The 21,386-nt window shown below is 57.8% G+C and carries 17 protein-coding genes and 1 pseudogene; 6 read left to right on the top strand and 12 right to left on the bottom strand.

The features are described 5' to 3' along the window. Nucleotides 1-144: 144 nt before the first annotated feature. Nucleotides 145-2,610 (bottom strand): UvrD-helicase domain-containing protein, encoded by a 2,466-nt coding sequence (locus HBO09_RS22975; RefSeq protein WP_169997379.1) that lies wholly within the window; start codon nt 2,608-2,610, stop codon nt 145-147. A gap of 227 nt (nt 2,611-2,837) precedes the next feature. Between HBO09_RS22975 and HBO09_RS22970 the strand changes: the two genes are divergently transcribed. Further along, on the top strand, nt 2,838-3,533 hold the full coding sequence (locus HBO09_RS22970; protein ID WP_169997381.1) for a pirin family protein: 696 nt from the start codon (nt 2,838-2,840) through the stop codon (nt 3,531-3,533). 85 nt (nt 3,534-3,618) lie between these two features. Here HBO09_RS22970 and pgm read toward each other — a convergent pair whose 3' ends face one another. The 4 genes from pgm to HBO09_RS22950 form a co-directional block, all read right to left on the bottom strand. Continuing rightward, nucleotides 3,619-5,265, bottom strand: a complete 1,647-nt coding sequence (gene pgm, locus HBO09_RS22965; protein WP_169997383.1) for a phosphoglucomutase (alpha-D-glucose-1,6-bisphosphate-dependent) — start codon at nt 5,263-5,265, stop codon at nt 3,619-3,621. Nucleotides 5,266-5,379: 114 nt separating this feature from the next. Beyond that, nucleotides 5,380-6,780: a PLP-dependent aminotransferase family protein gene (locus tag HBO09_RS22960; protein ID WP_169997509.1), complete on the bottom strand. Its 1,401-nt coding sequence runs from the start codon at nt 6,778-6,780 to the stop codon at nt 5,380-5,382. A 43-nt stretch (nt 6,781-6,823) separates the two neighbouring features. After that, a complete protein-coding gene (locus HBO09_RS22955; RefSeq protein WP_169997385.1) occupies nt 6,824-8,233 on the bottom strand; it encodes a hypothetical protein in 1,410 nt (469 codons plus the stop codon). 702 nt (nt 8,234-8,935) lie between these two features. After that, nucleotides 8,936-9,958 carry a zinc-dependent alcohol dehydrogenase family protein gene (locus HBO09_RS22950; RefSeq protein WP_169997387.1) on the bottom strand — a complete coding sequence of 341 codons (1,023 nt, stop codon included), beginning with the start codon at nt 9,956-9,958 and terminating at the stop codon, nt 8,936-8,938. Between the two features lie 247 nt (nt 9,959-10,205). On the opposite strand from HBO09_RS22950, the gene HBO09_RS22945 reads away from it, so the two are divergent. The 5 genes from HBO09_RS22945 to hxsA all read left to right on the top strand — a co-directional run bounded on the left by HBO09_RS22945 (nt 10,206) and on the right by hxsA (nt 14,907). Next, nucleotides 10,206-11,120 carry a LysR substrate-binding domain-containing protein gene (locus tag HBO09_RS22945; RefSeq protein WP_070994887.1) on the top strand — a complete coding sequence of 305 codons (915 nt, stop codon included), beginning with the start codon at nt 10,206-10,208 and terminating at the stop codon, nt 11,118-11,120. Between the two features lie 163 nt (nt 11,121-11,283). Continuing rightward, nucleotides 11,284-11,583, top strand: a complete 300-nt coding sequence (gene hxsD / locus HBO09_RS22940) for a His-Xaa-Ser system protein HxsD (protein WP_169997390.1) — start codon at nt 11,284-11,286, stop codon at nt 11,581-11,583. Beyond that, the gene (gene hxsB / locus HBO09_RS22935; protein ID WP_169997392.1) at nt 11,580-13,067 is read left to right on the top strand and encodes a His-Xaa-Ser system radical SAM maturase HxsB; all 1,488 of its coding nucleotides are present in this window, start codon (nt 11,580-11,582) and stop codon (nt 13,065-13,067) included. The genes hxsD and hxsB overlap by 4 nt, the downstream gene beginning before the upstream one ends. Beyond that, on the top strand, nt 13,067-14,302 hold the full coding sequence (gene hxsC / locus HBO09_RS22930; protein ID WP_169997394.1) for a His-Xaa-Ser system radical SAM maturase HxsC: 1,236 nt from the start codon (nt 13,067-13,069) through the stop codon (nt 14,300-14,302). Before hxsB ends, hxsC begins: the two co-directional genes overlap by 1 nt. Then, a complete protein-coding gene (gene hxsA / locus HBO09_RS22925; RefSeq protein ID WP_169997396.1) occupies nt 14,299-14,907 on the top strand; it encodes a His-Xaa-Ser repeat protein HxsA in 609 nt (202 codons plus the stop codon). The genes hxsC and hxsA overlap by 4 nt, the downstream gene beginning before the upstream one ends. Nucleotides 14,908-15,173: 266 nt before the next feature. Here the strand turns inward: hxsA and HBO09_RS22920 are convergent. From HBO09_RS22920 to HBO09_RS22890, 7 genes and pseudogenes are all read right to left on the bottom strand, one after another. Then, nucleotides 15,174-15,869 (bottom strand): annotated as a pseudogene (locus tag HBO09_RS22920) (cache domain-containing protein); the annotation flags it as partial. A gap of 156 nt (nt 15,870-16,025) precedes the next feature. Beyond that, nucleotides 16,026-16,958 carry an HD-GYP domain-containing protein gene (locus HBO09_RS22915; protein WP_169997398.1) on the bottom strand — a complete coding sequence of 311 codons (933 nt, stop codon included), beginning with the start codon at nt 16,956-16,958 and terminating at the stop codon, nt 16,026-16,028. Between the two features lie 263 nt (nt 16,959-17,221). Then, a complete protein-coding gene (locus HBO09_RS22910; RefSeq protein ID WP_169997400.1) occupies nt 17,222-18,154 on the bottom strand; it encodes a chemotaxis protein CheV in 933 nt (310 codons plus the stop codon). Between the two features lie 264 nt (nt 18,155-18,418). After that, complete coding sequence (locus tag HBO09_RS22905) at nt 18,419-19,489, bottom strand: chemotaxis response regulator protein-glutamate methylesterase (protein ID WP_169997402.1); 1,071 nt, start codon at nt 19,487-19,489, stop codon at nt 18,419-18,421. Then, a complete protein-coding gene (locus tag HBO09_RS22900) occupies nt 19,486-19,998 on the bottom strand; it encodes a chemotaxis protein CheD (protein WP_169997404.1) in 513 nt (170 codons plus the stop codon). Before HBO09_RS22900 ends, HBO09_RS22905 begins: the two co-directional genes overlap by 4 nt. Beyond that, nucleotides 19,991-20,794: a protein-glutamate O-methyltransferase CheR gene (locus HBO09_RS22895; RefSeq protein WP_169997406.1), complete on the bottom strand. Its 804-nt coding sequence runs from the start codon at nt 20,792-20,794 to the stop codon at nt 19,991-19,993. The genes HBO09_RS22900 and HBO09_RS22895 overlap by 8 nt, the downstream gene beginning before the upstream one ends. 20 nt (nt 20,795-20,814) lie before the next feature. Then, nucleotides 20,815-21,339 (bottom strand): chemotaxis protein CheW, encoded by a 525-nt coding sequence (locus tag HBO09_RS22890; protein WP_169997408.1) that lies wholly within the window; start codon nt 21,337-21,339, stop codon nt 20,815-20,817. Between the last annotated feature and the right edge of the window lie 47 nt (nt 21,340-21,386).

Raw genomic sequence — 21,386 nt, 5'->3', positions numbered from 1 at the left:
AGCGAATTTAGTCAGGTAAACCGGGGGTGTAGGGTTTGGGGCTGCTGCGCAGCCCAGCGCGGGGCAAGCCCGCTCGCCACAAGAAGCCCACTTGCCACAAGAAGCTCGCTTGCCACAATAGGCCCACTTGCCACAGCAAGATCTCTACTTCACCTTTGCCACGCGCCGGTCATCAAAGAACACTTTGCCCCCCGCCACCCGATCCGACGCCCTCGGCGCATTCGTGCCCTGGCCATCCTGCCCTTCGACATACCAGTAGCAATGGCTCACTGCCCGAGTAATCCCGACATAGGCCAGGCGCAGTACCTCGTCTTTTTGCGCATTGTCGTAAGGCTCTGCATCACCATCCTTGCCAAGCCCAGCCATGCGGTAGACCTGGTTCTTGTACGGCGAGCGGGTCAGGTGCTGGCAGTCACCTAGCAAAAACACCGCGTCCGCCTGCAACCCCTTGGCGCTGTGATAGGTCAGTTGTTTGAGACGACGCAGGGTCGGCGGCAAGCTAGAATCAAGATTAACTACTGACTGAATATGCTCTTGAATCAATAGCTTATCGCTGCCTTTTCGATACAACATTAATACCGATTCGCCCCGCTGATAGTGCGCCAGCAACTGCTGCCCCAGAGCGGCTTCGTCCCGATCCAGCACCTGCACCGGTACCAGCGCCCTGGCTGCGCCGCTGGCCTTGGCCTTTTTACCGCTGATCGCCGGTGCGGCTTTAACGATATGCTCGGCGGCATCAATGATGTGCTGATGGCTACGGAAGTTCTCCCCGAGCATCACCCGGGTGGTGCTCGGGGATGGGAACTCCTTGTTGAACTCCATGAAGTACTTGGGCGAACTGCCACGCCAACCATAGATCGACTGCCAGTCATCCCCCACGCATAACAGCGAGGAATGCTGGGCACCACGCCCCACATGCATCGCTGGCCCACGGCTGCGGATCTCGCGCAGGCTGGCGCGGATCCACGAGACGATCTGCGGCGAAACGTCCTGGAACTCGTCGATCATCAAGTGCGACAGCGGGCGCAACAGGCCGTCGCTGAGCAACTTGAGGTTCTCCGGAGTGTTCTCGCCAAACAGCGAAAACATGCGGTTGTAAGTCATGATCGGTGGCGACTGGTCCAGCAGGTGATCTTCCAGGGCCTTCCAGAAAATACTCAGGGCCTCAAAGAAACCGCGATCCGGATCATCCTTGGCAAAGCTCATCTGGCCTACGGCGGTGGGCACGTCCAGGCCGAGGTTTTCGATAAACCCGGCGGCGGTGACAAAACAGTCCAACAATGGCGCCGAAGCCAACTCGCCCTTGACCTTGTAATCAAAGCCCGGACCTGAGGTGGCGTCCCCGGCCAGGCTGCTCAACAGACGCTTGGAGGATTCATAGTTATCTAGCCATATCAATGGTTTGCGGCAGAATGCTTGAAACAGTGTGCGCTTGACCGCCCATTCGGCGCGTACCGACAGCTTGGCCCCTGGACGGGCGATCTGCGGGTTTTCCCTGGCGTCGAAGCCCAGCACCACCCAGGCATCCAGTTCGGCGCTGTAGCCGTGGCAGTGGAACGACGCACCATTGATTTCAACGCTCTGACGGTTCGGTTCGATGCCCTTGATCGGCCATGCGCCGGCGCGGAACCACAGGTCCTCGATCACATCGCACAGCTCTTCGTCACGCTTGGCCGCCAATTCGGTGACTGCCACGCGCTTTTGCACATCCGGGTGGTCGCGCTCCAGCTCCTTGAGCTGCAAGGCGTGCCGCGCCATGGGCGCAATCAGCTCGCGAAAGCGTGTGTGCCGGCCGTAGAGCCCGTGATAACAGGCATTGAGCTGCTGGCGCTGGGCATCGTTGATGCGCAGGTCGAAGGGGTTGCTATCGGCCTCTTCATCATAGGTGCCGCTGTGCAGGTTCTCGAACGCCTGTAACCGCTCAAAGCCCGGCAGGCTGCGGACCATGGGCAGGATGCGTGAGTGAAAGGTGCGCACCACGGCCTGGGCCTCTTTCAAACCAAGGGGTTGGCCCCACAGGCTGAGAATCTCCATGAGTTTGCTGATGAAATCCTTGCGCGACTCGCGGGTGAAGGTCACCACGGTCATGGAGCTCAGCTCAAAACCCAGGTAATGACTCAGCAGCAGGATCCGCAGCACCAGCGACGTGGATTTGCCCGCCCCGGCCCCGGCAATCACCGAGGTTGATGGGGTATCACTGAAGATCATCTTCCACTGGGCCGCGCTGGGCTGGGCATGGGCCGGTAGCAAGCGCGCCACGTCGGCCTTGATGCGTTTTTTCAGCTCTGGGGTCAGTGGCAGGCGCCAATCGTCGAACAGGCTGTCGTCAACGCCGGGGGCGCGGTGCTCATCGCTGCGAAAGTCACGAATCAACAGGACCTGGCGCCCTTCCTCGATGCCGTCACGCTTACCTTCCTGGTAGCCATACTCCACGCCAGCCTCATGCCCGCTGCGAAAACCATCGGCCTGGCCATGCAGCCACGAAAAACGGTGCTGAGCCCGCAGGCGTGTCAATCCGTGGCCAAACAGCCGGGCAGCCAGGCGTTTGAACAGCGGCATTTGCGCCAAGGGACGCAGTTCGGGGGGCAGATCGGGAGTGTGTTGCGGCACGCGGACTCCTGCAGGGGGTTGAGCGGACAGAGCGCCTATGGTCGCCGTTATGCCGCGACAGTTCCAGCCAATTGCTTTGGCTTCATGCAGTTAGGCGATGAAGTGAATATCAGGTCTAGTTCGGGATCTCGCAAACCAATCGAATAATCAGATGGGAATCAGGTATTTTTTACGCTTTTTATCGATCATGCCCTGGCGGATGATAGCCCCATCAACAGGAGACGATCATGCTTGAACTTCGACCTTTTACTTCCCTGGGCGGTGCCAATCACGGTTGGCTGGATGCCCATCACCACTTTTCGTTCGCTGAGTACCATGACCCCCAACGTATGCACTGGGGCAACCTGCGGGTGTGGAACGATGACATCATCGCTCCAGGTACAGGCTTCCCACAGCATCCGCACCGGGACATGGAAATCATCACCTATGTGCGCGAAGGTGCTATCAGTCACGCTGACAACCTGGGCAACAAGGGCCGTACCGAGGCCGGCGACGTACAGGTGATGAGCGCGGGCACCGGGATTGCCCATAGCGAATACAACCTGGAAGCCACAGCAACCAAGATTTTCCAGATCTGGATCATCCCCAATGAAGCGGGCCTGCCCCCTTCCTGGGGCGCCAAGCCTTTTCCCAAGGGCGAGCGCGAAGGGTTTGTGACCTTGGCCAGCGGCAAGCACGGCGACAATGAAAGCCTGCGCATCCGTGCCGATGCGCGCCTGGTGGCGGCCAACCTGAAGGCTGGGGAAAGTGCCGAATACCACCTGGATGCGGGACGTCGGGCGTACCTAGTGCCGGCGACCGGGGTGATCGAAGTCAATGGCTTGCGAGCGCAGGCGCGTGACGGTGTTGCGGTGCAGGATGAACGGGTGTTGCGGGTGACGGCGATCGAAGACAGCGAAGTAGTGCTGGTGGACCTGGCCTGATTTCAAGCCAAACGCAAAAACCAATGTGGGAGCGGCAGTGCGACGATTCGACTTGCCCGCTCCCACATGTTTTTACAGCGGGGTGTCAGTTGGGGGTGATCGCACCATCCACCAACACCTGCGCCTCTTCCACCAGACGCTTGAGGTGATCCTCGCCAATAAAGCTCTCGGCATAGATCTTGTAGATATCCTCGGTGCCCGACGGGCGTGCGGCAAACCAGCCGTTTTCGGTCATGACTTTCAGCCCGCCAATCGCCTGGTCGTTGCCCGGTGCATGGCTGAGGATCTGCTGGATGCTTTCCCCGGCCAATTGCGTGGACGTAACCTGCTCCGGCGCCAGCTTGCCCAGCAGTGCCTTCTGCGACGGCGTGGCCTTGGCATCCACACGGATGGCGAACGGTTCACCCAGGACGTCGGTCAGGCCACGGTAGATCTGGCTTGGGTCCTGGCCTTTGCGCGAGGTCATTTCCGCGGCCAGCAATGCCGGGATCAGGCCGTCCTTGTCAGTACTCCACACGCTGCCATCCTTGCGCAGGAACGAAGCCCCCGCGCTTTCTTCGCCGCCAAAACCCAGGGAGCCTTCGAACAGGCCGTCGGCAAACCACTTGAAGCCCACCGGCACTTCGTACAGGCGCCGGCCAATGCGCGCCGCCACGCGGTCGATCAAGCCACTGCTGACCACGGTTTTACCCACGGCTGCATCAGCGCGCCACTGGGGACGGTTCTGGAACAGGTAATCGATGGACACGGCCAGGTAGTTGTTCGGCGCCAACAGCCCGCCAGACGGGGTAACGATGCCGTGACGGTCGTGGTCCGGGTCGCAGGCAAACGCCACGTCGAAGCGTTCCTTGAGGCCGATCAAGCCTTGCATCGCATAGCTTGAGGAGGGGTCCATGCGAATCTGGCCGTCCCAATCCACGCTCATGAAGCGGAAGGTCGGGTCGACTTCGGTATTCACCACTTCAAGGTTCAAGCGGTAATGCTCGGCGATGGCCGACCAGTAGCGCACCCCTGCTCCCCCCAACGGGTCCACACCCAGGCGCAAATCGGCGCTGCGGATGGCGTCCATGTCGATGACATTGATCAGGTCGGCCACGTAGCTGTTGAGGTAGTCATGGCGATGGGTGGTATCGGCTTTCAATGCCTGGGCATGGGTGATGCGCTTGACCCCGGCCAGCTTGGCTGCCAGCAGTTCGTTGGCCTTGGCCTCGATCCATTTGGTGACGTGAGTATCGGCCGGGCCGCCGTTAGGCGGGTTGTACTTATAACCGCCACTCTGGGGCGGGTTATGGGACGGGGTGATGACAATGCCATCGGCCAAGCCGCTGGTACGGCCACGGTTGTAGCAGATGATGGCGTGGGAAATCGCCGGGGTCGGCGTGTATTCGTCACCTTCGGCGAGCATCACATGCACCCCGTTGGCCGCCAGCACTTCCAGCGCACTGGCGCCTGCCGGGGTGGACAGCGCATGGGTATCGAGGCCCACAAACAGTGGGCCGGTGATGCCTTGTGCTTCGCGGTACAGGCAAATCGCCTGGCTGATGGCCAACACGTGCCATTCATTGAAGCTCAAATCAAAAGAGCTACCACGGTGCCCGGAAGTACCGAAAGCCACGCGTTGAGTGGAGATTGCTGCATCGGGCTGGCCGGTGTAATAGGCCGTTACCAGTCGCGGGATGTCCACCAGCAATTGAGCTGGCGCCGGTTTGCCCGCAAAAGGACTGAGAGTCATGCAAAAACCTCTGAAAAGAAGGATTCGGGAAAAGGATGCAGTTTACTGGGTGTTCGACCGCTATGGGGCGGTATCTATCCCATAATGATCAGCGATATTTCCTACAAAGCCAATTCATCCGTGCTGTCCCTGCTTGAGCGCCTGCGCCAACTCCTCCAAAACCAGGTCCAGGCTGTGATGAGTGCTTGCCACATGGCTCAACCGAAAATTTTGCTGGTATAGGCCGCTCACGCTGAACAACTCGCCAGGGGCAATCACCACCTGGCGCGCCAGCATGTTTTGAAAGACCCGACGCATATCGACGGCCTCGGTGGAGCGCAACCAGTAGGTAGCGCCCGCCTGGGGCGCCCGGTACGTCACACGCTCGCCCAGATGTTGCACCAGGCGCCCATGCATTGCGTCGGCGTGCCCCTTGAGCAGTTCGCGCAACTGCTGCAAGTGCTGGTCAAAACGGCCATTGTGGTACAGCCGGGCGATTGCGCGCTGGCGAATGGAGGACAAACGGAACGCACGCAACAGGAACTGGCGCTGTAATTGCGCGCTCAGGTGCCGCGACAACAAATAGCCGTAGGGCGCTTCGGGGCCCATGACTTTTTCCAACGAGGAAAACACCATCAGCCGCTCAGGATTAACCAGATCGCGCAGGTAGCGGCTGCCCGCCTCGAATTCCAGCCCGCCGTGGATGTCGTTCTCCAATACCCAGCAACCCGCGTGCTCCAGCAACTGCGCCACTTGAGCCTGATCCGCCTGGCTCAAGGGCGCCCCTGTGCCAAGGCCCGGGGTCGAAGACAGCACGGCCAATTGCACCTCCTCGGCCCGCAGTAGCTGCTGCAAATAGCCAAGGTCGAGCCTGCCCTGCTCGTTACACGGCCACTCGATCACACGCACTCCGGCGTCTTGCAGCAGTCGCAGGACAAGCCAGTCACAAGGCGACTCCACCAGCACAGCAGCCCCTCTAAGCGCCAACACCTCGATCAGAATGGCCAGCACTCCCCGCAGGTCAGCACCGATATACACGTCATCGGCCTGCCAGCACCGTGTGGGCGAGTGGGTATAACGCGCCGCCAGCGCCGCCCGCAGCTCCCAGATGCCGCACGGCTGGGAATAAGGCTGCAATTGGCGCGGGTACTGGCGCACCAGTTCACGCTCCAATTGCAGTAACGGCGCGTCCAGGGACAGCAACTGGGCCGGCTCATCGGCACTGAGCACCAGCATCCCCGGCCTGCGTGCCCCGACATACAGGCGCTCGAGTAGATCCCCCGCGGTGCAGCACGGTGTACTGCTGGCAATGGGCAAGGCGTAGTAGCCGGACTTGGCCACCGAGTACACCCTGCCCTCCTTTTCCAGGAGCGAGTAGGCGTATTGAATGGTGGAAATCGATACATTCAAACGCTCTGCCAAGTGTCGCAAGGACGGCAGCTTGACCCGAGCTTCGGTGCCCACTTCATTGATCAGGTTGATCATGTAGCGATAGACAGCCTGATAGGCGAAATCAGCCTGTTTATCCCCCCTCATGACCTTTTCTGCCGGGGCAATGGCCGGTATGGCGCGCCCACCCTCAGTGCCCTGGCGCGCCATGCGGCACCGTGGCCTCATCCTCGCTGTTGATACAAGCAGCATTGGCCGCGACATGGGCGCAGTACAGGTGCTGCAAAAGCGCCAGGGGCAAGCCACTGGTATCGACAATCCAGTGCTGGATCAACTCTGCCGAAGGCTTGCCCTCAAGAGCCTTGTGCAGTTCGGGCAGCGCCACCAGCATGCCCGGATGACAGCGGCGCAAGAAGGCTTCCAGGCGCTGCCCTTGCTGGATAAACGGTGAAAACAGCAGGCATACCAGTTGGCTATCCTCCAGGCCAAAGAACTCGCGAGCATAGGTCGCCGCCAGCACGCGCCCGTCCCGCGTCCCGGCTTGGGCAATCAGCAATTCAGGGATTTGTTTACGGCGCATAAAGCCGATGGCCTGCTCGATAAACCGCGTGACACCCTGCTGATAGTCCAGGCCCTGCAGCACTTGGGCATGCAGGCCGTGCAGGTGGGCCATCAGCAACGGGTTGGCGTAGGCCGGGGTACTGAACTGAAAGGCGAACTCATCTTGCTTGTAACCCATGAAATCATTGAGCAATGCCGTGCTGCCCTGCTCCGTTGCGCGTAACAGGTCGGCCACGCCAATGTAGGCCAGGTGACGGTGCACCTCCTTGGCGGACGCATCCTGTGCCGCGTAATGTTCGCCATACACATCGCGGTAATACCCGGCGCTGCAATCGTCCATGCGGGTGAACAGCGCGTTGAGCGCCAATGGCTGCCCGGAATGGCCTTTCATGCCCGCAGCGCGAGTGGTCCTGGCCAGCCACGCCAGGTATTGATTCTGCTTGCGTGGCGAATCACTGCTGACCAACGCGTGTACCCCACCGTCCCATGCAGTGATGCGACGATAGAAATCCCCCAGGGACAGGTAGCCGTCGTTGCACAAACTGGCGCGGATATCCCCCGAACTCATATGCCCGACCATCAACATGTTGCGCCGCCCCACCTCCTGCCCCGCGCTTGACGCCGGACGCAGGTGGTTGAAAGGCAAAACCTCCTGGTTTTCCACCATCAGCAGCTCGATCCTGGGGTCGTCATGGAAAAACAACGCGCTGTAACCACGGTGAATGCTGTCCAGCGCCGCTTGCGCCATCCCCGTATGGCGCAGGGTTGCCACACGCAATTGAAAACTCCTCGGCGCGCGTCCCGCGATGGTCAATTGCGCAGCACGCAGGAAGGCCAGTGCATAACTGCTGCTTTTACCGCCCCCATGAGCGACCAGCACCTTGTAGTCGCCGATCTGCTCCAGGCCCCCGGCCGCCACAATCAACCGCTGAATCAATAACTGAAGTGCGGTGCGCTCCGCCCGCGAGAAGTGGCTCAGCAATCGCTGCAAAACTTGCTGGTAAACATAGTTCATGGCTTGTTCGTGAATAGCGCTCATAGCTTTACTACCTGAGGTTAACTGTCAGTTTCGGGCATGCAATTAGGCGTGCCTGTCCGATCTGCTGTTTACTTAGAGTTGACGCCTGTTGCGATTAAGGCTGATAGCTAAATGTTAGCACCGCACAACAAAGCGCCAGTTGGAACATCCTGGCGAAGATGCCATCACCTGCGGAGGAAAGCCCCTACATCGGCCCATTGGCCTGCCTAGGAATGGTCTTACAACCTCCTACTAGTCTTTAACTCAAATATTAAAGAATGATCTGACATATGCGCCGCAGGGTAAAAAAAGGGATTTAGTTCGCGCACACTTAAAGGCTCTTTCTGCGGACCCATATCCTTGGGCCGGCATACAAGGCGATTTATTAGTTTCGGCGAAACGCTGTTTGGAGTTGTTTTCTGCAATCATTGCTCAGTCCTTGAGATGAAAGTGACCGGGCAATTATCAGCGCTTGATTGATGATTAAAAGATACAGACTCAGCGCAAAAACCAGTGCAGTTCGGTGGGCGGGGATTGAGTGCAGCGCCCAAGAAAAACGCCGCTGCTCTGGGATTCAGGGCAGCGGCGGCATCAATGGCAGGTTTTGCAGGGAAAGAATCCCGGTACAAGGCTCAGCAAGGAGGTAGATCCAGTCCTTCTAAATGGCGTATTTGCCCCATGGCAAACACCCGTAGAATGTCCGTTTGCGAACATTCCCACAGATCAAACGGCTTCAACCTGCAACGCTACCCGCTCGCGGCACGGGCATTCATCCATATAACGATGGGCTTCGACGAACTGGTTGAAGGCAAATACCCGGGTCTTGAGCGGCACTAGCATGCCGTCTGCGGTCAACTGGTTGATCTCACGCAGGGCCCGCTGCAGCGCGGCATGGTCCTGGGCAATGCCAAGCTCGGGCTTGCCGGTGAAGTTGCCGATGCAGTGCACAAAGAACTGAATGTTCTTCTGGAACGCGGCACAGGCCGGGAACGGGGTCTGGTTGCCACCTTGCAGGCCGTACAACACCAGGCTGCCACGGGGCGCGAGAACATCGCCCAACAGCGACATCTGCGGGCCGCCCAGGCCGTCAAACACCACGTCCACACCGCGCCCATCCGTGAACTTGTTGATTTGCATCAGCAAGTCCTGCTCTTCGGTAACGATGACCTTTTCGGCGCCCAAAGACAGCAGGTATTCGCGCTCGTCAGGGGACTTGGTGGCAGCGATCACCCGCACGCCCAGGGCCTTGCCCAATTGCACGAACGACGGCCCGGCACAATGGCTGGCATCCGTGACCAGGGCGAACTGCCCAGGTTTGGCCCGCGCCAGATCGATGTAGGCAAAGTAGGCAATCAACAACGGCGTGTAATGCACACTGGCCTGCACCGGGCTCAACACGTCCGGGTAGCGGGTCAGGGCCGAACGCGGCAGCACAATCACCTCGCCATACACCGGGTAATCATTGGGGCTTTCAGCCGGAAAGCTGGCAACTTTGTCGCCTGGCGCCAGGTCGTCGACGCCCTCGCCCAACGCCACTACCACGCCCGCCATTTCATGGCCAAGGCCCGAAGGCAAGCGGGCATGGGAGGACGCCAGGTTCTGCCGCCAGAGAATGTCGTACCAACTGATGCCAATCGCTTCGACACGCACCTGCACTTCGCCCGGTGCGGGCAACGTGGCTTCATGCTCTTCGCACTTGAGCACCTCGGCCGGACCAAACTTGTGAAAACGGATCGTGCGGGACATCGCAAACCTCGCCAAAGTAACCTCTAATGCCATGAACTTTATCTGGGCTTTCGGGGCAAGGCCACCGGTCGCCATTAATAGTCGTCATGTCTGTCATTGATTCCACTGCCTAGGAAAATACGCCAGGCAGCGTAGGAAATCTGAATTAGCCGGTGCAGAGTACCAGCCTTTCCCCGTAAGATTCATGCCGGCCATTGTTGTCATGTGGCCGTTCACGTCAAGTTCGCTGAATCTGCCAGGACACAAGATGAACCGTAACGACCTGCGTCGTGTCGACCTGAACCTGTTGATCGTATTCGAAACCTTGATGCATGAGCGCAGTGTGACCCGCGCCGCCGAGAAATTGTTCCTCGGTCAGCCGGCCATCAGCGCGGCCTTGTCGCGTCTGCGCGGGTTGTTCGATGATCCGCTGTTCGTGCGCACGGGGCGCAGCATGGAGCCTTCCGCCCGGGCGGTGGAGATTTTTGCCCTGCTTTCGCCGGCCCTGGATTCGATATCCACCGCCGTCAGCCGCGCCGCCGAATTCGATCCAGCCACCAGCACCGCAGTGTTTCGCATCGGCCTGTCGGACGATGTCGAGTTCGCCCTGCTGCCACAACTGCTCAAACGCCTGCGCGCCGAAGCGCCGGGCATCGTGCTGGTGATCCGTCGCGTCAACTACATCCTGATGCCCGGCCTGCTGGCCTCCGGGGAAATCTCCATTGGCGTCAGCTACACCGCCGATCTACCGGCCAACGCCAAGCGCAAACTGCTGCGCCGCAGCCTGCCCAAGCTGCTGCGCGCCGACAGCGTGCCCGGCGCCCTGAGCCTGGACGACTTCTGCGCCCGCCCCCACGCCCTGGTCTCATTCGCCGGCGACCTCAGCGGGTTTATCGATGAAGAGTTGGAAAAGCTCGACCGCAAGCGCCATGTGGTACTGGCCGTACCGCAGTTCAATGGCCTGGGCACCCTGCTCGCCGGCACCGACATCCTGGCGACCGTGCCCGACTACACCGCCGAAGCCCTGACCGCCGCCGGCGGCCTGCGCGCCGAAGACCCGCCGTTGCCGGTGCGCAGCTTTGAACTGCATATGGCGTGGCGAGGGTCGCAGGATAATGACCCGGGGGAACGGTGGTTGCGTTCGCGGATTCAGATGTTTTTCGGGGATCCTGAGAGTCTTTAGGCGTCGTCGAGCAGGCTGATCAACTGATCATTTGATGAACATTTGACTGATTCTTCGCCACCACGCTGGATAGAGGCGTGCAAATGTAAAAAAATATGATGGCACAATGCCTCGGAAAGCGGCAATATCCACACGTTCCCAAAGGGTTTAAGGAGCGGTTCCGATGACATGGCCAGTCACGCTGAAGCTCGACAGCGCAGCCTACCCGCTCAGCGTGGTGCAACGCGCCGCTTATTCCCTGGCCGACACTGTCACGATCCAGGTCAGTGTTGAAGCCAATCAGATAAGCCTCACGGCCCACCCCGCTGAAGCAAAGCTAACGCTTTCCCCGACGCTGGCTCACTCGCTGATCTTTCAGCATCTGAACGACTTCGCCCTACGCGACCATATCAACCGCGAAACAGCAGGGTTACGTGAAATCCTGGCCCGAGCCGCCCTCGCTGGATGTGGGGTTTCGCAGTGACACTGATAGCGACAGACGCCAAGCACTACCACTTGCTGCCCCTTCGATTCATGCGCATGAACACGGGACGTGACCGTGACATCCTGCTCACCTCCGATACCGGTGAGTACATGCACGTGAACGACGCGCAATTACGAGCGCTCAGTTACTTCGACGTTCAAGCAAGTACGCCTTTTTACAAGGACCTGCTGGCCCGCCACTTCATCTACGAACCAGGCCGCCACGACCCGTTCCCGGAAATGGCCGCGCAGTATCGCAGTCGCAAGGACTTCCTCTTCCAGGGCCCTGCACTGCACTTGTTCGTAGTGACATTGCGTTGCAACCACACCTGCCAGTACTGCCAGGTGTCGCGGGCCCCTCTGGGAGGATCCGGACACGACCTTTCGGAAGCGGATGCGCAGGCGGCGGTCGATCGCCTGTTCGAATCGAACGCTCCCGCCCTGACTGTGGAGTTTCAGGGTGGCGAGCCGCTTCTGGCCTTCGAGCGCGTCCGCCAGATTGTCGAATGGGTCGTTGAACGGAACGTGGTCGAACAACGCGACATCCAGTTCGTCATCACCACCACGCTGCACCATCTGACAGAGGAAATAGTCGACTTCGCAGAACAACATCGCATCCAGTTTTCGACCTCGCTCGATGGGCCGGCACCCTTGCACAATGCCAACCGCCCTACCCCGTCACGAGACTCCTACGAACGCACTGTAAAAGGCATCCAGTGGGTCCGTGAACGCCTTGGTCATGATGCAGTTTCCGCACTGACCACACTGACTTCAAGAAGCCTCGAACAACCTGAAGCGATCATCGATGAGTATGTAAGCCAGGGCTTTTCCAGCATCTCGCTTCGACCTCTGAGCCCTTATGGGTTTGCCACCAAGAGCGCCCATCGACTTGATTACCCTATTGAGCGATACCTGACCTTCTACAAGAAGGCACTGGCCTATTTGCTGCATATCAACCAGCAGGGCGTATACCTCTCAGAGAGTTATACGAGCCTGTTGCTGAAGAATATCCTGACACCCTTCTCCTCCGGCTATGTAGACCTGCGTTCCCCTGCTGGCGCAGGCACTGCGGCGCTGGTTTATAACTATGACGGTTACGTCTATCCCTCGGACGAAGCCCGAATGTTGCTGGAGATGGGTGAAGACGGCTTGAAACTTGGCACCGTGCAGCAACCCTTGTCTGAATTACTCACATCGCCGGTTATGAATGCGTTGCTCGCTAGTGGTGTAGCAGAGGCGCTGCCGGGCTGCTCCGATTGCGCACTTGTCCCGTACTGCGGTGCTGACCCCATCGAACACTATGCCCGTCAAGCTGACCCGATCGGACACCGAGTGTTCAGCAGCTTCTGCAAGAAGAACATGGGGCTGCTGAAGCATCTTTTCGGCCTGCTTTGCGATGGCGACGACAACGTGCAGAGGGTGCTGCTGTCTTGGTTGAACAGGCGCTCTTACAACGATGTCCGGTTCCCGGGTTACAGGGGCTGATGGCGATGCTGCGCAAAGATACCCACTTCGAAATCCATCACCTGAATGAGCCGAAACTGCTCAAGGTCATCACTCTGGATGAGTTCATCGAACAAGGCCTGGCTGTTTGTGCCGGAAGCGCTGAGTTCGGTGACCTGCTGCTTTGGCTGCCAAACGAAGAACGGCTACGGAGCCCGTATCTGCTCTCATTACCAGTAGGTGGATTCCTGATCCCGGAGCCATTGATCGGCGACTTCGACAGCGCGCGGCCACACCTGCACACCCCTAAAGATGCGGATGTCGTGCAGCCCGGCGATGTCATTGCCATCACACCAGGCAACGCGATGGTGCGAGTGCTCTATCGACGAGGCTCAGACAGCAACCTGCTGTTCATGACTGATCGTTGTAACAGCCTCTGTCTGATGTGCTCGCAGCCGCCCAAAGATATCGATGACCGTTGGCACATCGAGGAGAACCTAGGGCTGATTGACCTGATGGACCCGGGCGAGGAAAATCTGGGAATCAGCGGCGGAGAACCAACGCTTTATCGCGGCGGTCTGCTCGAAATCCTGGCCAAGTGCAAAGCCGTTTTGCCGCAGAAATCCATTCATGTGCTCAGCAACGGGCGTCTGTTCCAAGACCCGAGCTGGATCGCAGCGCTCTCTGCCATCGGCCACCCTCAGTTGAGCTGGGGCATCCCGCTGTATGCCGACAATGCCGAAGACCATGACCATGTGGTGCAGGCTCCAGGCGCGTTCAGCGAAACCCTGCAAGGTCTTTACAACCTGGCGCGCGCCAACCAGATCATCGAGATACGCGTGGTGCTCAATCGCCTGACCACGCCACGCTTGCCCGAGCTCGCCCACTACGTTTTCAGGAACCTGCCCTTCGTGCGACATGTTGCGCTGATGGGTATCGAAAGCACCGGCCTGGCCAGGAAAAACTACGAAGAACTGTGGATTGACCCGCTGGACTATCAAGAGTCGTTGAGCCAGGCCGTGTATTTCCTGTTCAACCGCGGAGTGCCGGTTTCGATCTACAACTTGCCACTGTGCCTGATCCCGGCCCATCTCTCGCGTTTCGCCCGCCAGAGCATCTCGGACTGGAAGAATCTGTTCATCGATACCTGCCAACAATGCGCTGCCGTCAAACATTGCTCTGGCTTCTTCAAATCCCACACCGACCGCTGGCAGAGCCGCGGCGTACAACTACTATCGACCGAGGCCTTTAGCGCCTATGCAAGGAGTGCACAGTGAAATTGCTCGACCGCTGGAAAGTCCTCATCAGCGGGATCAGCCTGCTGCCAATTGCAGGTACCACGCTGGCACAGGCGGGCCATCTGTCGCTCGCCGATGCGAACTGGAAACCCACCGACAAGCTACAGCCCCCGGTATTTGCCGATACGCTCAATGCGCCAAACATCGTCAACATCTATGCGGCGCATCGCTCACACAGTTCTCACCGGTCCCACAGCTCGCACAGTTCTCACTACAGCGGCTCGGGTGGCTATAGCGCACCTCGCTACTACAGCCCACCCGCTACCAGTACTCGAAGCTACAGCGCGCCGAGTGCTTCGAGCACCACCCCAAGCAGCAACAGCCTTTATCAGTCGTCTGGCACTACCAGCGGGACAAGTTCGAGCACTTCAAAGAGCCGCGCGACCAATGAGCAGAAAAGCAACCTGGTCACCCGTGTGCAGACCGCGCTGATGGTGCGCCAGTATTACCAAGGCTCCATTGATGGGGTGATGGGCAAAGCAACACGTGGGGCGTTAATGGCCTTTCAGATGGACAGTGGGCTGACTGTGAATGGTCGGATGGATACACCATCGCTGAATGCGTTGGGGATCAAGATTCCATAAGTCGCTCCAGGTTAAAGCTGCGCTTACTGATGAGTAATACGTACGGATACAGAAATGGCAAGGATTGATCTGAAGCTCACCTTCTCAGAAAAAGATGAAGCGAAATCACTCGGTGCCAGATGGGACCCGAGCCTGAAGACTTGGCATCAGATCACCGTATTACTACGTCACAGAGTCGGTGTCCGACTGCTGGGGCTGCTCCAATTTGACCCGCGTGCTCTCGTTCAAGCTGCCCGAGCAACACGAAGAATTTGATTACTACGAGGAAAGTCCGCGCCGACGACGCCGTAAAACTTGCCGTTGGCTGTAATCGGCACTGACAGCGTGGTCAGCCACACGTTCTTGCCTTGAACCACATAAGGGATGGGGTCCAGGACACTTTCTTTCTGAGTGTCACGAGGCCCCGTATACCAGCCGCCTTTGAGTACACCATTGGCATGGCGGGCTACAGAGTCGTACTCCACCAACGGTTGCACCGCAATATGGCCATCCGAGCTACGTGTCCAATAAGGCGTGAAGCGACCAGTCAACGGGTTATTTGCGCCTTCGCCATTGCGAAACGTCTGATCTTTACCATCCAATGCATCCGGCTCCCAGCACGAATAAGTGCCGTTGAAGTCGGGGTTGTCTTTAAGCACGCCGAGCAACATGGTATTGACCTGCTCGCGCCCTAACGACAGTGGGCTTTGTTCAGCCTTGCTGGCGGCAAATGCGCTGACCAGGGTTCGCGCTGAGTCCAGCGCATTTTGCAGTTTTGCCTGGATAGAATTCGCACGCGATTCCGCGAGGTTTTGCACTTCGCGTATCGTTGAATCTTCAATCAACGTGGAAACTTCTGCAGTGACATACTTTTCGTTTGCGGCTGCGGAGAAAACCCCATAGAGGACCAGGCTGGCCGATGAAATAAATAGGCAAAGGCCCGCAGTAAAACAAATTCGAGTCTGCAATGATTTGAACTTCATGGTATCTCCTGCCCACGGTAACTTTCGCCGGCATTAATTGATGGCGGCACTCCACTGTATTGGCACGTTCGGCAAAATTGATCATCACTTGCTGTTGGTGTCATTGCCCGACCAGTTGATCAACCGGAAACATTGACAGGGTAGCTATTTTTTTAACTACACATCGATCCACAGCGAGTCGGTACTTTTAAAGCCATAACGCTGGGCGGGTACACGCTCGACGATGCGGTCGCTTTGCAAAGGATCACTCAGGTCTACGATGTTCGGTTTTATATGAATATTGAGCACCGGCAAGAAAAACAACTTCACTTTAGGTGTCAACAGGGAATGAGGATTTTGTTCGATGACGACACCGATGCCTCCACTCTTGAGTTGAACAATCGAGCCCACCGGATAAATACCCACTGATTTTAAAAATGCTCGAAATACCTGGTCGTCAAAGTGCCCCTCGCAGGTCGACATGTGCTGGATAGCAACGGCCGGATCCCAGCCCTCGTTATAAGAGCGGTCTGAGGTGATTGCGTCATATACATCACAAACCGCGGCCATGCGGGAAAACAAGCTGATCTGCTCGCCGACAAGTTGATGGGGGTAGCCTTTGCCATCCACCCGTTCATGATGGTGCAGGCACACGTCCACGACCATTTCGCACATCTGGGAGGTGGCTGACAGGATTCTTTCGCCTTCCACCGGATGGGTACGCACCCACTGCAGTTCGTCGTCGCTCAAGCGGCCGGGTTTATTAAGAATGGCGCCGGGGATGGCCATTTTACCGATATCGTGCAACAGGCCAGCGAGACCTACCCTCCGAATCATCGTTTCGGGCAGGCCCAATTGATTGCCCAATGCAATCATCAGCGCACACACGGCGACCGAGTGCATGTAGGTGTAGTCGTCGATACTCTTCAACCGAGCCAAACTGATAAAGGCGTCCGGGTGTCGGGAAATCGAACTGGAAATGTCATCGACCAGCGCACTGATGTTTTCCAACTCCAAGGCCTTGCCCATTCGCGCATGACTGAACATCTTGATCACGGCAGCCTTGGATCTGGCGCAGAGTTGTTTGGCGACAACCAGTTCGTCGCTCATTGTTGCCTGCGTTGAGCACGACGACTGGGGTGGCGCAACTGCGGCTGACGAAGCGCTTGTCGCTGGCGCTGAACGGGTACACCCCATGGCGCAATTGATACTTAAGTCAGGTTGAGTCGAGCGATCCCTCCAAAATGGCCTGGCCTCGCTGTCGACATTCGACTGATAGAGCTCGTTGCATTTCAACATGGCACGCCCTCGTTGAGTTTATTCTATGGCGCCTCTATAAAGCCTCCTTGGCTTGTGTGGTGCAGTGCTGATGATCAGCCGACCCGAGTTGCCTTGATCCGATCTACCACACGACCGGCCAGGTCATCAGGGCGAAACTTTGCCAAGAAGTCATCAGCGCCGACTTTCTTGACCATGGCCTGGTTGAACCCTCCAGATAATGAGGTGTGCAGCACAATGTGCAGGTTTGCCATACGCGGGTCGCTGCGGATTTCGGTGGTCAACGTGTAGCCATCCATCTCTGGCATCTCGATATCCGAAATCATCATCAGGAACTCCTCATCCGGCTTACGCCCTTGATCAAGCATTGCACGAAGATAGTCCAGAGCCTGTCGACCATCATTCAACGCGACCACCTCAACACCCACGGTTTCCAGGCAGCGGGTCACCTGTTTGCGCGCCACCATCGAGTCATCGACGGTCAGGACCCGCAGGTGTTGCGCTCGTTGGTTAACGTCGATATCGACCACCCCCGGGGAAATGTCCTCGGAGCACGGTGAAATCTCGGTCAGTACCTTCTCGACATCGATAATTTCTACCAGGCGGTTATCGCTGCGAGTCACCGCGGTTAAATAGTTGTTATCACCACTCCCCTTGGGAGGCGGATGGATGTCCTCCCAGTTCAAGTTGACAATGTGCTCAACAGCAAAGACCAAGAACCCTTGAACACGGCTGTTATATTCCGTGAGAATAACAAAAGCGTTTTCAACGTCCTTGACGCCTGGCAAACCGGTTGCCATTGCCAAGTCCAGAATCGGGATGCAACTACCTCTTATATTCGCAACGCCACAAATATTAATATTAGACTTTGGCATGACCGACAGTTCTGGGCAGCGAATAACCTCCCTGACCTTAAAGACATTGATTCCATACAACTGGTGATCATCGAATCGAAATAGCAAGAGCTCCAGTCGATTTTGCCCTACCAATTGAGTGCGACTGTTAATTGACGCCATCAAGCCTGACATAACACCTCCCGAGGTCATCCCCAGTTGATCGCTGTCGCAATGCCACTATGCTAATGAGTGACATGTAAGATATTTGTGAAATCAACATGAACAGCAAGTCTCCCCCAAAACTTTTAATCAATTGCACAACCTCTATCCAAACGAATGCACAGAGAAGATAACAGTCAACTATTTTGCCCGACCAATGAGAGGCATTATTAATTAGCGCCTTACCCCCAACATCACGTTTTTATAATCATCTGTGTGTTCAACACGTCCGGTCAGTCAACGACGCTGATGCATGGAATGCAGGATCGCGGCTGAAATATGCTCAAGGGGCAGTTCGCGCTCTACGGCGCCGAGTTTGAATGCTTCCTTGGGCATGCCGTACACCACGCAACTTTCTTCATCCTGGCCGAGGGTGCGGGCGCCGTTGTCGTGCATTTCCTTCAGCCCACGGGCGCCATCGTCCCCCATCCCCGTCATGATGATCCCCAGCGCGTTACAGCCGGCACTGCGGGCAACCGAGCGAAACAGCACATCCACGGAAGGTCGATGCCGGCTCACCGGAGGACCGTCAACAATTTCCACTTGGTATTGGGCGCCGCTACGCTTGAGCACCATATGCCGGCCACCGGGGGCAATCAGTGCGCAACCGGGGGTTACCCGATCTCCATTCTTCGCCTCCCTGACCTCAATCTCGCACAGACGATTGAGTCGCTCGGCAAACGCAGCGGTGAAGTGTTCGGGCATGTGCTGCACGATCACGATTCCGGGACATACCCGGGGCAACGCGGTTAACACCAATTCCAGGGCTTGAGTACCGCCGGTTGAAGTGCCTATGGCGACAATATTTTCCGTGGTGCGCGCCATCGCCTGCGTGCCCGCAGGCAATATGGCATCAGCACTCAGCCTCGCCGGAGCGCGCTCGCTGGAAGGCACCATACGCTTCATGTTTGCCCGGGCTGCAGCCTTGACGGCACCAGCCAACTCATCGGAGCTGTCGGTCAAAAACTGGCGCAAGTTGAGTTGTGGCTTGGTCACAATACTGACCGCCCCGGCAGCCAGAGCCTGCATGGTGGTGGCCGCTCCCTTCTCGGTCAACGTGGAGCAGATGACCACCGGCGTGGGGTGTTCCGCCATCAGTTTCTTGAGGAACGTAATGCCATCCATGCGTGGCATCTCAACGTCCAGCACAATCACATCAGGCCACTGTTTGTTCATTTTATCCATGGCGAAAACCGGGTCCGCCGCCGCGCCGATAACTTCGATGGCGGGGTCTTGCCCCAGGGTCGCCGTCAGTACTTGGCGAACCACAGCGGAATCGTCAATGATCAGTACTTTTATTTGGCTCATGTCGCACGTTCCCCAAGAGGGCTGCCGGTTTTTTTCTGTAAGGCTAAGTAGTTGAGTTCAATGTCGCCATTGGCAAGATCGAACACCACGGTTCGATAACCCACGCCCTCCACGTGGAAGTTGTGACAATGCAAACGATGCAAGTCGAGCAGGTGCCGGGCTTGTTCGACATTGCGCTGCCCCACGTAGTGACTGTCCGAACGCACAAGCCCTGGGAACATGTTCCCACCGCCAAATACACTGACCCTGAACTCCGCAGGCCGGGCTTTGCTCGCCTGTATTCGATCGAGTAACAATTGGAGCGCCTCATTGCCGTAGCGACCGTCCAGAACCCGCGACTCAGTACCTGCGCGTTGAGGCAGCAGGTAGTGACACATGCCTCCCAACAAGCGCCTCGGATGCCAGAACACCAGGGCCACACACGATCCCAGCACCGTACGTAACCGAATCGGGCCGGAGCCGAAGAACCACTCACCTGGGTTCAGGAAAACCTCGTGGGCGTCAGGCATGGGGCCTCCGGTAGATTGAAGGCTTGACCAGTCGCAGCTCATCGGTGATGCCATTGAGGCTCTCCGAATGGCTCACCAGAAAGTACCCGCCGGGCTTGAGGTGGTTGATCAGCCGCTTGACCACTTGCACTTTGGTGTCGTTGTCAAAATAGATCATCACGTTGCGCAGGAAGATCACATCAAACATCCCCAGTTTCGGCAGTGGGTTGTTCAAATTGATCGCCTGAAAATCGATCCTCGACGCAAGTGCCGGCTCGACCATAAAACAACCGTGGTTGGCGCCTACGCCCTTGAGGCAATACTTGTTGAGCAACGCTTGAGGAATGCCGCGCGTACCGTCGAGGGGGTAGCGCCCCTGGCGGGCCTTGTCCAGCACGCGGCTGCTGATATCCGACGCCACAATTTCCCAGGGCCTGCCCGCGAGGTTGTCTGCCAGCACCATCGCCAAGGTGTAGGGCTCTTCACCGGTCGAGCAGGCACCGCTCCAGATGCGTAACGGCCCGCTGCCACGGAGTTCGGGCAGCGCCACCTCGCGCAGGAAATCGAAATGCTTGGGCTCGCGAAAAAAGTAGGTTTCGTTGGTCGTCAGCAAATCCACTGCGACCTGCAACTCCGTGCTGTCCTTCATCAATACCTTGTAGTAAGCCCCGTAGGTATTGAGCTTGAACACTTGCAACCGCTTGGCCAGCCGAGCGCTCACCAACTGTTTCTTGGCATCGGACAGGCTGATACCCGCGATTTGATGGATGAGGCTACGAAACTGCAGGAACTCGGCATCGGAGAGAATCACGTTCATAAGGACGTTCCCTAAGAAAATCAGGCGGTTGAAGGCAACGGCGACTCAAGGTTCACCAGCGCATCGACTTGCTCGAGCGACAACACGCGACCGATGTCCAGCAACAGCACAAAACCGCTCTCCAATTTGCCGATGCCCAACAGGAAGTCCGCCCTGACATCGGTACCGAAATTCAACGAGGGCTCGATGTCATGATCGGCGATTTCCAGTACCTCGCTGACAGCATCCACAATGATCCCCACCGGCTTGCGCAAGGTACTCGCCTGTACCTCGATAATCACAAAGCATGTTCTTGAGGTCTGTACCGTGCGCTCACCGCGAAAGCGCACGCCAAGGTCCAATACCGGCACCGCGGCGCCTCGCAGGTTAATCACGCCGCGTATGCTGGGTGGCAACAAGGGCACGCTGGTGATCGGACCGTATTCGATGATCTCTCGCACATTGAGCGTGCCGACGGCGAACATCTCATCCCCCAGCTCGAAGGTGAGGTATTGGCTCGGACTCGAGACAGGGGCATTGCCTGGACTTTCGATGGCTGGCGCCATGATTCACCTCGGATCAATTACTTTTTGCTCGCGCCTGGAGGCGCGGC

It is taken from the genome of Pseudomonas sp. WS 5027 (assembly GCF_012985695.1).
Lineage (GTDB): Bacteria > Pseudomonadota > Gammaproteobacteria > Pseudomonadales > Pseudomonadaceae > Aquipseudomonas > Aquipseudomonas hygromyciniae.
Note: the sequence above shows the minus strand (reverse complement) of the source record. Positions and strands in the feature narration are given on the sequence as shown.